The following is a 14,739-nucleotide window of genomic DNA, read 5'->3' as shown; positions in this document are numbered from 1 at the left end:
GGCCCCGGCTCGGCCGCCTCGAAGACCTTGTCGCCCTTGCCGACGAGCGCCGCGACATCACCCTCAAGATGGCGCTCGAACGCGACGTGCATCTCGTCCGTTTCGAAGAGGGCCGCCTCGAATTCCGCCTCGCCGAGGGCGGACGCACGACCCTCGCCACCGACCTCTCCCGCGCGCTCGAAGCCTGGACCGGCCGCCGCTGGCTCGTCGCACTCTCGAAGGATCCCGGCGCGCCGACGCTCGCCGCCGCGGCGATCGAGACCAAGGAAAACCGCCACCGGGACGCCGCAAGCCATCCGCTCGTGCGCGAGGTGCTGGCGCGATTTCCGGGTGCGCAGATCATAGGCGTGCGGGACAAGACGGCGGAGGTCGGCGCTGACGTCGCGGCTGTTGAAAGCCTGACGCCCCCGGACGCGGCGGGTGTCGGGGAGGATGAGGATGCGGAGGGGTAGACCTCTTCCGTTCGTCCGTACCCTGTGCAGAATGCTCCCATGACCGACCTGCTCGAAAAAGCGATGACGACTGCGCGGAGTTTGTCCCCGGAGATGCAGGACGAGATCGCCCGGATGGTCCTCGCCTTCATGGGCGACGACACGTCCGTCTATCAATTCACGTCCGAGGAAGAGGCTGAGCAGGACGAGGCCGATGCTGCCGAAGCGCGTAGCGATTACGCGACGGACGAGGAGGTGCGTGCCATCTGGGCGAAATATGGCCTGTGAGGCTGCGTCTCACACGTCCGGCCACGCGCCAGCTCGATCGGGCGCTGTCCTATGTGGAGCAGTATAATCCTCAGGGCGCGCGAAAAGTGCAGCAGTGCCTGCAAGACGTGATGCGCATGTTGCTGCAGCACCCGTTCGCCGGGCGAGCGACCGATCGGCCTGGCATCAGGCGCATCGTGGCCTCTCCGTATCCATACGTTCTGACGTATCGCGTCAGCGACGCCGAGATCATCATCCGTAGCGTGCGTCACACCTCGCGACGATCCATTTCCTAAGCGTCCTGTCGGCAGCGTCACGCCTTGGTGCTCCTCATGTCCCTTGGACTGACACCCGGCATAGGACATAGACCACAGCCGCCGCTCCAAACGTCAGGAAATTCCCCGCATGCGCGACCTCATGGGCATCATGAAGCAGGCTCAGGCCATGCAGGAGAAGATGAGTTCGCTGCAGGGCGAGCTCGACCATGTCGAGGTGACGGGCGCTTCCGGCGGCGGCTCGGTGAGCGTGGTGATGACGGCCAAGGGCCAGCTCAAGGGTGTGACCCTCGATCCCTCGCTGATGGTGCCGGACGAGCGCGAGATTCTCGAAGACCTGATCGTCGCCGCCGTCAACGACGCGCGGGGCAAGGCCGAAGCCCTGGCGCAGGAGAAGATGGCCGAGCTGACCAAGGGCCTGCCCCTGCCGCCCGGCATGAAGCTGCCGTTCTAGCAGGAGGAGAAGTCAGACGACGGGCTCGGCCGCCTGCGTCGATCGCACCGGGCCCGCCATCTCCGACAGCCGCTCGAATTCCAGCACGTGGTCCGCATGCGCGATCGTCGCCGGGCGGTGGGCGACGATGACGCGGGTCATCTTGAACTCGCGGAGGGCCTGGGCGATCGCGGCCTCGGTGGGCTCGTCGAGCGCGCTCGTCGCCTCGTCGAGAAAGAGGATCTCCGGGCGCTGATAGAGGGCGCGGGCGAGGATCACCCGCTGCTTCTGGCCGCCCGAGAGCGTCGAACCCATGTCGCCGACAAGCGTTTCGAAGCCCATCGGCGTCTTGCGGATGTCGTTGAGGATCGCGGCGTGGGCAGCGCATTCCTCGATCCAGGCCGGGTCGGGGTGCTCGTCGAAGCAGGCGATATTCTCGGCGATGGAACCCGCGAACAGTCCATCGCTCTGCATCACGCCGGCGATGCGCTTGCGGTAGGCGGCCGCGCCCACCGTCTTGATGTCGCGCCCGTCGATGAGGACGTTGCCCTCGGAGGCCGAGAGCAGCCCCATCAGGATCTTCATCACCGAGCTCTTGCCGCAGCCCGAGGGGCCGGTGATGGCGAAACACGTGCCCGGCGCGACCTGGAAGCCGAGGTTGCGGAACACCCAGGGCTCGTCGGCGCCGTAGCGCAGCGACAGGCCGCTGGCGACGATGGAGCCGCGTGGCGCGCCGTCGGTGATGACGGCCGGCGCTGCGACGGGCACCGCCCCGGCCGGCTCCTCCGGGTCGGTCATGACGATGTCGGAGAGCCGGTCGGTCTGCACGTTGAGCATGCGCAGTTGGAAGCCCGAATTGATCAGGTTGCCGATCCGGGTCGAGAACTGGTCGCGGTAGGTCAGGAAGGCGACGAGCATCCCGAGCGACATCGACTGGTCGATCACCGCACGCGCCCCGAGCACCAGCAGGATCAGCCGGTCGGCCCCGAACAGCAGGTCGTTGGCGCGGCCGAAGACGAGGTCGAGGCGCTGCAGGCGCAGCCGCGCGTTCAGCGCCGTGACGAACTGGTTCATCCAGGTACCGCGGCGGCGCTCGCGCAGGCCCAGCAGCTTGACGCTCGCCATGCCGCGCACGGTCTCGATGAAGTGGGTCTGCTGCCGCGCCTCGGCGACGATCGCCTCCTCGGTGCCCTCCTTGTAGGCGTTGTAGGCGGCGATGCGCAGGGCGGCGGCGATGGCGGTGGAGAGCAGCGCCACCAGTGCCAGCCAGCCGCCGTAGAGGAACAGCATGATCAGCATGCCGACCGACATCACGCCGTCGAGCACGGCCTGGACGAGATCCGTGGTCAGGCCCTTCTGGATCGTACCGAGCGACCCGAAGCGCGAGATCACGTCGCCCACATGCCGCTTCTCGAAGTAATCGAGGGGCAGGCGCGAGAGGTGGTCGAACAGGCTTCCCGACCACTGGTAGTTCAGCTTGGTCCCGGTCAGCATGATCGCCCAGGTCCGGGCGACGCCGAGCGCCAGCTGAATCAGCAGCAGCAGCGCCAGCCCGATGGCGACGACGAGCAGCAGGTCGAGGTCGGCGTTGACGATGACCTCGTCGATGACGATCTGCGAGGCGATCGGCATCAGGATGTTGACGAGCTCGATGCCGACCGAGAGCGCCAGGATCGACATCATCGCCGGCCGGATACCGCGCAGGTTGCGGAACAGGTCGCCGAGCCTGAGGCCCTTGACGGTCTTCTCGCGCACGAAGCCCTGGTTCGGCGTCACCTCCATCGCGACGCCGGTGAACTCGCGTGACGCCTCCTCCAGCGTCAGTGTGCGCCGGCCGCGGGCGGGATCGTGGATGACGATGCCCTTGCGGCCGATGGAGGCCAGCACGACGAAGTGGTTCAGGCCCCAGTGCAGGACGCAGGGCAGCTTCAGCCGGGCGAGGTCCTTCAGCTCGATCCGCAGCGCGCGGGTCGAGAGGCCCATCGAGCCCGACAGGTCGATGAGGTTCCGCAGCGTCATGCCCTTGAGCGACAGGGCGTGGTGGCGGCGCATGGCGCCGAGATCGGTCTCGCGGCCGTGGAAGCCCAACACCATGGCGAGGCAGGCCATGCCGCATTCCGCGGCCTCCGCCTGCAGGATCACGGGCAGGCGCCGGCCGAAGCCGAACTGCAGCCCGCCCTGGCTGATGCCGTCGAGGATTTTCATAGCCAGGAGCCTTGATGCTGACGCCTCAAGGGCCGGTTGGTGGTGGTCGCGACATGCGGGTCTCTCCTCCCCCTTGTGGGGAGGAGTTGGAGGTGGGGGTGGTTCTGTCGGGCTCCGACACAGGCAAGCGGAACCACCCCCATCCCTGACCCCTCCCCACAGGGGAGAGGGGAAAAGGGCTCGGCGCAGATGTCGATGGTGACGAGAGACGTCACTTCGCCAGTCCCCGCGAGACGGGCACCGGCGCCCCATCCGTCACGAGGTCGACGCTGCGCTTCACGTGGTAGAGCGGGTCGAGCAGCCAGCGGTAGAGGGCGCGCTGTTCGAGCGCGATGTCGGCCTCGACGCGCATGCCGGCTTCGAGACGCCGCTTCTCGCCATAGGCCATCACGCCGTCCTCGTCGGGCTTGACCACGATGCGGTAGATGCCGCCGCCGGCCGTCTTACGCTTCATCTCATCGGGGGCGTCCTCGCCCTCCAGCGGCGCGCGGGTCACCTCGGTGACGACGCCGCGATAGAGGCCGAAGCGCTGGAACGGAAAGGCGGCGTAGCGCAGCATCACGCTGGCGCCGGTCTCGACGAAGCCGATCGCCGAGGAATCCACGAACAGGTTCGCCTGCAGACGGCCCTCGCTCGGCAGCAGGGTCAGCAGCGTGGCGCCGGCCGCCACGCTCTGGCCGGCCTGGGCACGGATCGAGGTCAGGATGCCGCTCTCGGGCGCGCGGATCTCGAGAGCGCGCTTGGCCTCGCTCTCGGCCTTCTGCTGCTCGAGCTGCGCGGCGGTACGGTCCATCTCGGCGAGATCCTTGGCGAGCTTCTCGTCGAACGAGGCCAATTGCGCCTTCAGGTCTCCGAGCCTGCCATCGATCTGCAGGGCGGTCTGCCGGAACTGCGAGAGTTGCGAACTCGACTGCATGTAGAGGTAGTTCTGGCTCTGCAGGTCTGCGGAGCGGGCGTAACCGCGCGAGACGGCGTTCGCCAGTTCGTCCGCCCGCGCCTTGAGCGGCGGCACAAGCTGCTCCTGCAGCGAGATCTGCTGCCGGATCTGTTCGGACTGGGAGTCGAGATTGGCGATCTGATCCTGGAGCGCCTGCTTCTCCGTGCCGGCCATGGAGGCGCGCAACGTCCGCTGCGTCTCCATGCTCTCCTTCTGGCGGCCGAGCTGCGCGATGACGCGCTCCTGCGTCGGCCCGCTGGCGGAGACCGCGTCGACATCCACCGTGTAGAGGAGCCGGCCCTGCTCGACCCGGTCGCCTTCCTTCACCCCCGAGGCGCTGACCCGGCCAGCCACCGGGCTTGCCACGGTGATCAACCCGACATCCGGCGCCAGCAGCCCCTGGGCATGGACGCGGCGGGTGTAGCTGCCGAACACGGCATAACAGAGGGTCGCGACGACCAGGGCGATGCAGACCCAGGCGACGAGGCGGATCGGCAACGGCTGCACGATCTGCGCTTCGCCGAGCCACGCGTTGCGGCGCGCCTCTGCGACCTCCTTGCGGAACAACGGCGTAGACATGGACACCCGTGATGCCGCGTCGGACGGAGCCGGCGCTTCCTTGCCCGCTTGTCACAGGCGCCCATGCCACGCAATCCGAGTGGCATGGTGTCTTGCGGAATGCTCGGATCGCTGCGGGAATCGGAGCCGGCTGGGCGAGACGACGGCCCGCGCCTGGAGGCCCGACAACGGAACGGTCTTTCCGCCGTCCGAAGCTCGGCAGAGCGTTGTTTCCACGGCCGTCGTCGAGTCCCGATTATCTGAAAAAGCCTTCTCCCGTACTGGCACATTTTGCTCCATGCGCCCGATCGAAGGATGCGGCGTCCTGCCGCATATGTTCGAGAGAGCGTTTTGATTTCAAGGCTTTGGCTGATGACGCCGCTGGTCCTGTCTCGAATTAGGTCGGCCTCGCCGTTGCCCGCTCCCGACGCCCCCGATGCCGCTGGACGCCCGCGCCCGGCACAAGGTGACGGCTGCCGGAAGAGACGGTTTTTCTCTAAAATTCACGGGTTCGTGAGCTGAGAAAGCTAAGTTCCGAATAAATATCGGCGTCGTTGCAGATAAAGTCGGATCGTGTTCGAATGATTTTAGAAGAAGACAGGGCAGCGCTTCTTCCGCAGCTGAGAGTGATCTTCGCTGCATTTGGATCGAACCGGAGAATATTTATGTCGCAGAACTTCGACACCATTCGCGAGCTCAGCCTGACCGAGCTCGATCAGGTGGGTGGAGGCCAGTCCGAACTGTCGGTGAGCGTCGGCGGCCTGAACGAACTGATCGACACGGTCCATTCGATCCCGGCCGGCGCCGTCAGCAACGTGCGGGGGCTCGTCGAAAATCTGGCGGGCGGCCTGCTCGGCTCGGTCGGCGGGCTGCTCGGCGGCTTTGGCGGCAAGTAGGCGACAGCGGACTGCGGGCGATCCGGCCGGCAGCCGAGACCCCGGCTGCCGGCCGGTCGCGGTGACTATCCGCCCTGCGCGCCTTGTTTTCGCCATGTTTGAGTCGGGGCCCGAAAGGTAGTCCGCAATTCGATTGCCCCGGCGGCAACCTGATCGGCTGCGTCCGCCGAACAAAAATCATCAAATGATAAGACGGAGTTGCGGCCGCATGCCTTCGCGAGTGCCCCGTTTAAGGCGCTCAGACTGCGCGAATCTCAGGTTGAATACAATCAAAGTATGCGGCATTTTGGCACAGTATTTCTGAAAAACATTGTTCCATCAGAGGCTTGCCGGGGCAGCCTGAAAGCATTCCACGCCGTGCCTCCGAATGCGGTTCGCGGCACGATGCTGCAACGCGGCGATCCAGAAAAGCTCAACGGCTTCGGGTGGATGCCGGGTCGATCGCTGCGGCCGCGAGACGCATCTGAAAGCTCAGATTGACCGCGGCTGCCATAAACGGGGCGGCAGACCGGGTTGATCTGGTGGCCGATGAATGGTCACGTTGATGAGCGATGCGTAACCAACGCTTCGTGATGAGGTTTGAGGCCGGTTCTTCTTACAGAAGATCTTGCCTGTAGCCTGTCATTTCAGGAGAAGATTTATGTCGCAGAACATCGAGACCATCCGTGAGCTCAACGCTTCGGAGCTGGATGCCGTCGGTGGCGGCCTCGGCATCGGCGTCGGTGCCACCGTCGACCTCAGCCAGGAGCTCGGTGCCGTATCCGGCACGATCGGCCAGGTCGGCGGCCTCGTGAGCGGCCTGCTCGGCACCGTGCTCGGTGCGGTTGGCGGCGTTCTCGGCGGCGTGACCGGCGCGGTCGGCCTCGGCAAGTAAGCCGGCCCGACAATGCCGGCGGCGGCAGCGAGGCCCCCCTCCTCGCTGCCGCCGCTCGGCTTTCGCGTGAGCGGACATCCGCGCATCATCCCGGCCCGCGAACCGGAAGCCACGTGGCTGGACGATGCGGATCAGGCCGCGATGGACGCCACCGGCTCCGCCGCCCGCACGTCGGCGTCGACATGATCCTCGAAGCGCTTGAAGTTCTCCCGGAACATCGCGACGAGCCGGGTCGCCGTCTCGGCAAAAGCCGCCTTGTTCTGCCAGGTCTTCACCGGAGCCAGGACGTGCGGCTCGACGCCCGGCACGAAGTCCGGCACCGCGAAGCCGAAATACGGATCGCGCCGGAATTCCACTTTCGAGAGCGAGCCGTCGAGCGCCGCGGCCAGCAGTCGCCGTGTCACCCGGATCGGCATCCGCCGCCCGGTGCCGACGCCGCCGCCGGTCCAGCCGGTATTCACCAGCCAGCAATCGACGTGATGCTTGGCGATCAGCTCGCGCAGCAGATTGCCGTAGACGCTCGGGTGGCGCGGCATGAATGGCGCCCCGAAGCAGGTGGAGAACGTCGCCTCCGGGCCGGTCAGCCCGCGCTCGGTGCCGGCGACCTTGGCCGTGTAGCCCGACAGGAAGTGGTACATCGCCTCCGCGCCGGTGAGCTTGGCGATCGGCGGCATCACGCCGAAGGCGTCGCAGGTGAGCATCACGATGTTCTTCGGATGCGCCGCCCGGCCGGTGGCGCTGGCGTTGGCGATGAAGTCGAGCGGGTAGGCGCAGCGGGTGTTCTCGGTGCGCGAGGCGTCGTCGAAATCCGGTACGCGGGAGAGCGGGTCGATCACGACGTTCTCCATCACCGTGCCGAAGCGCTCGGTGGTGGCCCAGATCTCGGGCTCGGCGTTGCGCGAGAGCCGGATGGTCTTGGCGTAGCAGCCGCCCTCGAAGTTGAAGATGCCGTTGCTCGACCAGCCGTGTTCGTCGTCGCCGATGAGTTTTCGCGAGGAATCGTTCGAGAGCGTGGTCTTGCCGGTGCCCGACAGGCCGAAGAACAGGGCCGAATCGCCGGTTTCGTCCAGCGCCGCATTGGCCGAGCAGTGCATCGGCATCACGCCGGCGTCGGGCAGCATATAGTTCAGGAAGGTGAAGACCGACTTCTTCATCTCGCCCGCATAGGCGGTGCCACCGATCAGCACGAGCTTCTGCGCGAAATCGATGGCGATGACGGTCTTGGAGCGGCAGCCGTGCCGGGCTGGATCGGCCTTGAAGCTCGGCAGGTCGATGATCGTTATCTCCGGCACGTAGGCGCCCAGCGATTCCCGCTCCGGCCGGATCAACAGGTTGCGGATGAACAGTGAGTGCCAGGCGAACTCGGTGAAGACCCGCGCCTTGATGCGGTGGGCCGGATCGGCCCCGCCGAACAGGTCCTGCGCGAACAGCTCGCCGCCCTCGGCATGGGCTATGAAGTCCCGATGGAGTGTCGCGAACTGCTCGGGCGTGATCGAGCCGTTGTTCTCCCACCAGACCTGCGTCTCGGTGGAGGCGTCGCGCACGACGTACTTGTCCTTGGGCGAGCGGCCGGTGTGGTTGCCGGTCTGCGCCACCAGGGCGCCGCCGCGGGCGAGTTCGGCCTCGCCGCGCTTGAGGGATTCCTCGTAGAGGCGCGGGGCCTCGAGGTTCCAGTGGACCGCCTTCAGGCCGCGGAGGCCGATCGCCTCCGCGCCGTGGCCCGCATTGAAGTCGCCGATATCGCTCACGTCGTTCTCTCCTCGGGCCCCTGATCGCAGCCGCCTTCCGGCCTGGGTCTCGTCGTGTCCCGGAGCGTCCGCGCGGTCGGTCAGGTCCGCCGCGCGCAGGTTCACCGCTCCGTGATCCCTCCGGATTGGGTCCGCGTTGGTTTGCCGTCAATAAAACTTTAGACCGATCGACAATTTTTTTGAACGCAACCGCCAGCGACATCACGCTCGTGGAGCCGGTCGGTTGCCGGGGGGGGCTAATGTCTGTCGGTGCGGGGCGCATGCCTATCTAAGGACCGGAGGCTTTGCGCCGGTGCCGGCCCGACGGTATGGCGCGGGGCCGTGCCGTCTCCCGTTCAGCCGCGAAGTCCCCCTCCCCCATGCCCCAATCCGTCGCCGGCCCGGAGATCGAGCGCCTGATCCAGCTGCTCGCGCGCATGCCGGGCCTGGGTCCGCGCTCCGCGCGCCGGGCGGCCCTGCAGCTCATCAAGAAGCGCGACACCCTGCTCGGGCCGCTCGCCGAGGCGATGCGGGTGGCGGCCGAGCGCATCGTGGTCTGCTCGTCCTGCGGCAACGTCGACACCAGCGAACCCTGCACGATCTGCCGCGACGCCACCCGCGACCCCTCGACCATCGTGCTCGTGGAGGACGTCTCCGACCTCTGGGCGCTGGAGCGCTCCGGCGCGGTCAACGCGCGCTACCACGTCCTCGGCGGCGTGCTCTCGGCCCTCGACGGCGTCCGGCCGGAGCATCTCAACATCGAGCGGCTCGTGGAGCGCGCCAGCGACCCGGCGGTGAAGGAGATCATCCTGGCCCTCAACGCCACCGTCGACGGCCAGACAACCGCCCACTACGTCACCGACGCATTGCGCCACCTCGGCCTCACCATCACCCGCCTCGCCCACGGCGTGCCGGTGGGCGGCGAGCTCGACTATCTGGACGAGGGCACGCTCTCGGCGGCGATCCGGAGCCGGACGGCGTTTTGAGGGGCGAGAACGCGTTCCGATCGGCAGCCGGTTTCAATTCGATCGTCCCGAACGACCCATTGTTTCCGAGTGTTGCCGGCGCGGCACATCGGGGCGGATCGATTATGCCTAGTCGTGATCCGTACTGGCCTCCATGAAGATTGCGTATGCTCGACATACAACTTTAAATGGCGGAGGCAGGAAAGATAAAGTCAAGTAATGTTCGGGGACAAAATGAGACGATCGGGCAGTGCGCGGCCGCTTCGTGGCAATAACGCGCGGTCGTTTCGCACGGTGGGTCTGGTCGTCGTCGCGACGGTGCTGGTCTCCGCATCCCGCCCTGCCCTGTCTCAGACGCTCGATCTTTCCACTTTCAGTTATTTCCCGCAGCGCACGACGCCGGCGACTGCTGCAGACCCCTACGGTTACGCCCTCGACCGGCCGAGCCTCCCGGCCGGCACGCCCCAGACCACCGTGTTCGAGTTCAACGCCAACTGGGGCAACCTCGCAGTCGGACAGGCGGCCGCCCTGAACACCACCGCAACGCGGGCCGGCCTGCCCGTCAACGGCCTGACCGGCCTCGGCGTTACGGTCGCGGTGATCGACAGCGGCATCGACGCCCAGTTCCGGACGGCCAACCCCGCCGACGGCTTCTCCAGTATCCACCCCGAATTCGTGGGCCGGCTCGACACCCGCAGCCGCGCCTTCCTAGCCGAAGGCGGTGCAACTCTCGACATCCTCGACCGCGACGGCCACGGCACGCACGTCGCCGGGACCATCGGCGCGAACCGCAACGGCGTCGGCATGATGGGCATTGCCCCCGATGCCAACATCGTCGCCCTGAAGGGCATCGGCGCAAAGGGCGAGCCCGTCTTCGATTCGGAAGCGGCCCTGGCCTACGCCGCCTCCCTTCCCGACGTGCGCGTCGTCAACGGCAGCTACGGCCCGACCATCGTAGCGAACACCACGATCTGGCAGACCGGCGATCTGACGAGCGAACTCGCTGCGGTCCGCGCGGCGCTGACCGCCGGCAAGGTTCTCGTCTTCGCCAACGGCAACGACTTCGCCTCGGCCCCGGTGGTCTCGCGCAACCCGACCGGCATCGCGCTGTTTCCGTTCATTCGGCCCGCCAATGCGGGGCTCGGCGTCTACAACGACGGCGGCCGCAACTTCGACTTCTCGTCGTTGGCCACCCTGCCCGGCAGCATCATCGCAGTCGCCAACGTCGATGCGAGCCTCAAAATCTCTCCCGATTCCAACCGCTGCGGCGTGACCGCGAACTGGTGCGTCTCCGCGCCCGGCGGCGGCACCGACGACGGCGCTGCGGCGATCCTCTCGGCCTATCCGCGCGCCGTGGCCGGCACCAATGTCGGCCCTTCGGCGCAGGAGACCTACCGGGCGATCACCGGCACCTCGATGGCGACGCCGCACGTCTCCGGCGTGCTCGCTGTGCTGTTCCAGGCCTTCCCGGCCTATTCGCCGCTCGATATCGTGCGCCTGCTCTTCGCCACCACGCAGGATCTCGGCACTCCAGGCATCGACGATATCTACGGCCGCGGCCTCGTCCGCCTGGACCGTGCCTTGAGCGCCCCCGCCATCGATCCCGCGGCGGCCGCGAACACCGCGACGCTGACGGCCGGCGAGACGCGCTACTGGTCGGCCCCCGTCACCGCGAACGGCACCCTGACCGTCACCGGGGCCGGCCGCGAGCAGGGCGCCGGCAGCGAACTCGTCGTCGCGGGCCGCACCACCCTGCGTGGCGCGGTGCGGGCCGAAGCCGTCGACGTCGAGGTCGACGGCACCTTGACGACGCCACTGCTGACGATCGCGCAGAACGCCTCGCTGAGCGGCGAAGGCGACATCTTCGGCAACGTCGACGTGAAGGGCCTGTTCAGCCCCGGCTCGGGCAACGGTGGCGACCTCGTGATCCACGGGAACGCCACGCTCGGCGACAGCTCGCTGTTCCACGCCCTGATCGACGCCTCCGATGCAGAGGACGGCGTCGTCGACTACAGCGTCGCCGTCGTCGCCGGGCAGGGCCATGGCTTCCGCGTGGCGGGCGCCTTGGTATTCGACGTGTTCGGAATCACCGGCACCAATCGGATCGGCGGTATCGGCTCGAAATTCCCGCTGGTCCTCGCCGCGGACGGCGCCAGCATCCTCGGCCGTTTCGCCAGCGTGAGCGTCACAGCGGAGAACGGACTGACCGGCCTGCCCGCAGCCTCGCGCATCGACCTCCTGTACCGCCCCGATGCGATCGTCGGCGCCATCACGCCTGCCGCCTATGCGCGCCTGGAGGCCAACGGCGTCGCCCTGAGCGACCGTCAGCGTGCCGTCGCCTCGGCCCTCGACCGCGCCCGCGGCCAGCCCGGCGACGCGATGAGCGACCAGGCTCTCGCGGTGTTCGACCCGCTGTTCGGCCAGTCGGCGGCTGACCTGCCGCGCGTGTTCGAGCAGCTCTCCGGCGCGGGCAGCAGCGCCAACGCCCAGGCCTCCGTCGAGGATTCGCGCCGGTTCACGAGCCTGATCGGCGGCCGCCTCGACGCCCTGCGCTCGGGCACGGCCGGAATCCAGGGCGATTTCGCGCCGAACCTCGCCACCGCCTCGACGGGTACCGGCGGCCTGTTCGTCTCGCCGACGGCCTTCGTGCCGACGACCTTCACGGCCTTGGCCGGTACGCCGACGGGCGTGGCGGGGCCGGGAGAGGCGCGGTCCGGAACCGGCCTTTGGGGCCTCGGCTTCGGCAACGGATACCGGGTCGGCGCCGACACGTCCGGGCCGGGCCTGCGCGCGCAGGGCGGCGGCCTGATGCTCGGCGCCGACCGGGCGATCGACCCCTCGCTCCTCGTCGGCGCGGCCTTCGGCTACGCCCGATCGAGCACCACGTCCTCGGGGACGCGGGGCACCTCCGACACCTATCTCGGCGCAGCCTATCTCGGTTACCAGCGCGACGGCGTCGAGGTCGATGCCATTGCCGGCCTCGCCTACGCCACCCTCGATTCGCTGCGGTCCTTCGCGCCGTTCGGCGGCGTCATGACCGCCCGTGGCCGTGCCGACGGACTTGGTGCCGTCGCCTCCGTCGAGGCCGGATACCGGTTCCTGGTGCCGACGGAGGCCGGCCTCCTCGGCATCAAGCCGCTCGTCGGCCTCGCCTACAACGACCTGCACCGCTCGGGCTTCGCCGAGACGGGAGCCTCCGGCTTCGGGCTGAGCTTCGCGGGCCAGACCTTCGGGCGTGCCACGACCTTCGCGGGCGTCTCCACCGGGCTCGATCTCGTGACGGCCGGCGGCCTCGCGATCCGGCCCGACCTGCGCCTCGGCTGGACCCACGACCTGCTCGATGCGAGCCCCTTCACCACCACCGCGCTGCTCGGCCTACCCTTCCGGACGCGCGATGCCTGGCCCGGCCGCGACGGGGTTCTGGTCGATGCGCGGGTGACGCTGTGGTCCTACGAGTCGGTCAGCCTGTTCGCCGGCTATCGCGGCGAGTTCCGCTCCAGCGCCGCCAGCCATCAGGGCCATGCCGGCCTGCGCGTGAGCTGGTGAGGATGCGGGGAGCACCGGCGGCGTTCCAGGACGGTTCGGCGGAACCGCGGGCCTGCCGGACGCCCGCTCACACCTTCCGGCATCGCGCCGGCCCGTCCCCCGAGACCGAGCGATGGACCAGGCGGCCCCCGGCGGCTTCGCATCCGGCCCGGATCACTGCCTCGGGGCGATGGAACCCCCAGACCGCGATCATCGGTGCCACCATCGTGAACACGGTGGCCAGCATCAGGAAGCCTGCGACCCAGCCGTGATCGGGTGTCGCCTTCGGCGGCTCCGGACGCGGCGCCGGCATCGGACCGAGGAAGGCCAGCAGGGGGAGCCACTGGAGAGTGCTCATCAGGCGCGCCCGCACGGTCGAAGGGTCGGCGGAGGCTGAGCCCGAACCGGTTCGGCGGCAACGGGTTTTACCTGTGACGCATCGGCGCCCCGGTGCGGCGGCGTCAGTCAGGCGCGACCGGGCACAGCGCCGACCGGAGTCGACATCCGCGGTGCCTTGGGAGCCTTGCCGGCCGGCGCCATCAGGTCGTCGACGGCGCGTTCCACCGGGCCGATCCCCGCATAATGAATCATGTGGCCGAGGCCGGGCAGGACCTTCAGCGTGCTGCCGGCGATCTCGCCGTGCAGCCGGCGCGACTGCTCGTCCACGTCCACCACCGCGTCGGCATCACCGGTGAGGATCGCCACCGGCAGTTGCAGCCGCGGATAGGTCTGCTGCAGGCCGCTCGCTGCCGTATTCATGGTGGAGGCATCTTCGGTGGAGGCGCGGAGCTGCGTAGCGCCCATGGCGATCTCCACCGGAAACTCGGCCTCGAAGCGCGGCGGCACCGCCTGCGGCCGGAAGACGTGCCGGAAGGCCTGCGCGGCGACGAGGCGGCCCATGGCCGGGTTCATCATGGCGCGGGCAGCCTCGCCGATACCCGGCATCGCCAGCGTCTTCGAGAGCGTCACGTCGGCGCGGCGGCTCGGGTAGTAATAGCCGGAGAGCAGAACGAGGCCGCGCAGCTCGCGCAGGCCGCCGGCCGCGAGCGCCAGCGCCACCAGCGTCCCCCAGGAATGCCCGACCACCAGGGGCCGCTCGACCTTCAGTGCCTCCAGGACGCGGTGGACGAGCGCCGCCTGCTCGACGGCGGTCCAGATCCGGGCGCGCGGCCGGGCCGTATGGCCGAAGCCGGGCCTGTCGATGGCGATGACCCGGTAGCGGGTCGCCAGCCGCTCGATCAGGCCGCAGATCGCAAAATCCTCGGCCATGGTGCCGTTGCCGTGCAGCAGCACGACCGGCCGGCCCCTGCCCCGGACGATGGTGTGCACGCGCAACTGGTCGATCGCGACGAAGCGGCCGGGCGCTTTTCGCGATGCGTCCGCTTTGCGGGCACGAACCGTCGCGCCTGTCTTGGGTGTGCCTGTCTTGGGTGTGCCTGTCTTGGGTGTGCCTGTCTTGGGGGCGCCGGCCTTCTTGATGCCGGCAACTTTGGCGGCGGCCTTGGGTTTCGTCCGGACCGCCGATCGGGGCGGCTTGGCCGCCGCCGTCAGGAGCTTGGTGAGCTGCGCGGCGCCCCTGCGGACGGCCCGCTTGGCGCTGCGGCGAGTGCCGAATGGGAACACGGAGAAACCTGGGGCTGCGGTCG

General features: G+C 68.2%; 12 protein-coding genes and 1 pseudogene. 8 read left to right on the top strand and 5 right to left on the bottom strand.

Annotation, left to right across the window (positions count from 1 at the left end):
- From FV217_RS08990 to FV217_RS08975, 4 genes and pseudogenes are all read left to right on the top strand, one after another.
- Window positions 1-452 (top strand): annotated as a pseudogene (locus FV217_RS08990) (DNA polymerase III subunit gamma/tau); the annotation flags it as partial.
- Window positions 453-491: 39 nt separating this feature from the next.
- Entirely contained in the window at window positions 492-719 is a 228-nt protein-coding gene (locus FV217_RS08985) for a hypothetical protein (protein ID WP_147816853.1), read from the top strand.
- Window positions 716-994, top strand: a complete 279-nt coding sequence (locus FV217_RS08980; protein WP_147816852.1) for a type II toxin-antitoxin system RelE/ParE family toxin — start codon at window positions 716-718, stop codon at window positions 992-994. The genes FV217_RS08985 and FV217_RS08980 overlap by 4 nt, the downstream gene beginning before the upstream one ends.
- Window positions 995-1,103: 109 nt before the next feature.
- Window positions 1,104-1,427: a YbaB/EbfC family nucleoid-associated protein gene (locus FV217_RS08975; RefSeq protein WP_147816851.1), complete on the top strand. Its 324-nt coding sequence runs from the start codon at window positions 1,104-1,106 to the stop codon at window positions 1,425-1,427.
- Window positions 1,428-1,439: 12 nt separating this feature from the next.
- Here FV217_RS08975 and FV217_RS08970 read toward each other — a convergent pair whose 3' ends face one another.
- Window positions 1,440-3,611 carry a peptidase domain-containing ABC transporter gene (locus FV217_RS08970; RefSeq protein ID WP_147816850.1) on the bottom strand — a complete coding sequence of 724 codons (2,172 nt, stop codon included), beginning with the start codon at window positions 3,609-3,611 and terminating at the stop codon, window positions 1,440-1,442.
- A gap of 211 nt (window positions 3,612-3,822) precedes the next feature.
- The gene (locus FV217_RS08965) at window positions 3,823-5,127 is read right to left on the bottom strand and encodes an HlyD family efflux transporter periplasmic adaptor subunit (protein ID WP_147816849.1); all 1,305 of its coding nucleotides are present in this window, start codon (window positions 5,125-5,127) and stop codon (window positions 3,823-3,825) included.
- A 560-nt stretch (window positions 5,128-5,687) separates the two neighbouring features.
- Here FV217_RS08965 and FV217_RS08960 point away from each other — a divergent pair.
- Both FV217_RS08960 and FV217_RS08955 read left to right on the top strand, forming a co-directional pair.
- Window positions 5,688-6,002, top strand: a complete 315-nt coding sequence (locus FV217_RS08960; protein WP_348641956.1) for a hypothetical protein — start codon at window positions 5,688-5,690, stop codon at window positions 6,000-6,002.
- Between the two features lie 640 nt (window positions 6,003-6,642).
- The gene (locus tag FV217_RS08955) at window positions 6,643-6,876 is read left to right on the top strand and encodes a hypothetical protein (protein ID WP_147816848.1); all 234 of its coding nucleotides are present in this window, start codon (window positions 6,643-6,645) and stop codon (window positions 6,874-6,876) included.
- 131 nt (window positions 6,877-7,007) lie between these two features.
- Here FV217_RS08955 and FV217_RS08950 read toward each other — a convergent pair whose 3' ends face one another.
- A complete protein-coding gene (locus FV217_RS08950) occupies window positions 7,008-8,624 on the bottom strand; it encodes a phosphoenolpyruvate carboxykinase (RefSeq protein ID WP_147816847.1) in 1,617 nt (538 codons plus the stop codon).
- A 359-nt stretch (window positions 8,625-8,983) separates the two neighbouring features.
- Between FV217_RS08950 and recR the strand changes: the two genes are divergently transcribed.
- Window positions 8,984-9,589, top strand: coding sequence for a recombination mediator RecR (gene recR, locus FV217_RS08945; protein ID WP_147816846.1), 606 nt, complete (start codon window positions 8,984-8,986; stop codon window positions 9,587-9,589).
- Between the two features lie 273 nt (window positions 9,590-9,862).
- Window positions 9,863-13,114, top strand: coding sequence for an autotransporter domain-containing protein (locus FV217_RS23655; RefSeq protein WP_187272491.1), 3,252 nt, complete (start codon window positions 9,863-9,865; stop codon window positions 13,112-13,114).
- 67 nt (window positions 13,115-13,181) lie between these two features.
- On the opposite strand, the gene FV217_RS08935 is transcribed toward FV217_RS23655, so the two are convergent.
- On the bottom strand, window positions 13,182-13,451 hold the full coding sequence (locus FV217_RS08935) for a hypothetical protein (protein WP_147816844.1): 270 nt from the start codon (window positions 13,449-13,451) through the stop codon (window positions 13,182-13,184).
- Between the two features lie 107 nt (window positions 13,452-13,558).
- On the bottom strand, window positions 13,559-14,716 hold the full coding sequence (locus tag FV217_RS08930) for an alpha/beta hydrolase (protein ID WP_147816843.1): 1,158 nt from the start codon (window positions 14,714-14,716) through the stop codon (window positions 13,559-13,561).
- Between the last annotated feature and the right edge of the window lie 23 nt (window positions 14,717-14,739).

Source organism: Methylobacterium sp. WL9, assembly GCF_008040035.1.
GTDB classification, from domain to species: Bacteria; Pseudomonadota; Alphaproteobacteria; order Rhizobiales; family Beijerinckiaceae; genus Methylobacterium; species Methylobacterium thuringiense.
Note: the sequence above shows the minus strand (reverse complement) of the source record. Positions and strands in the feature narration are given on the sequence as shown.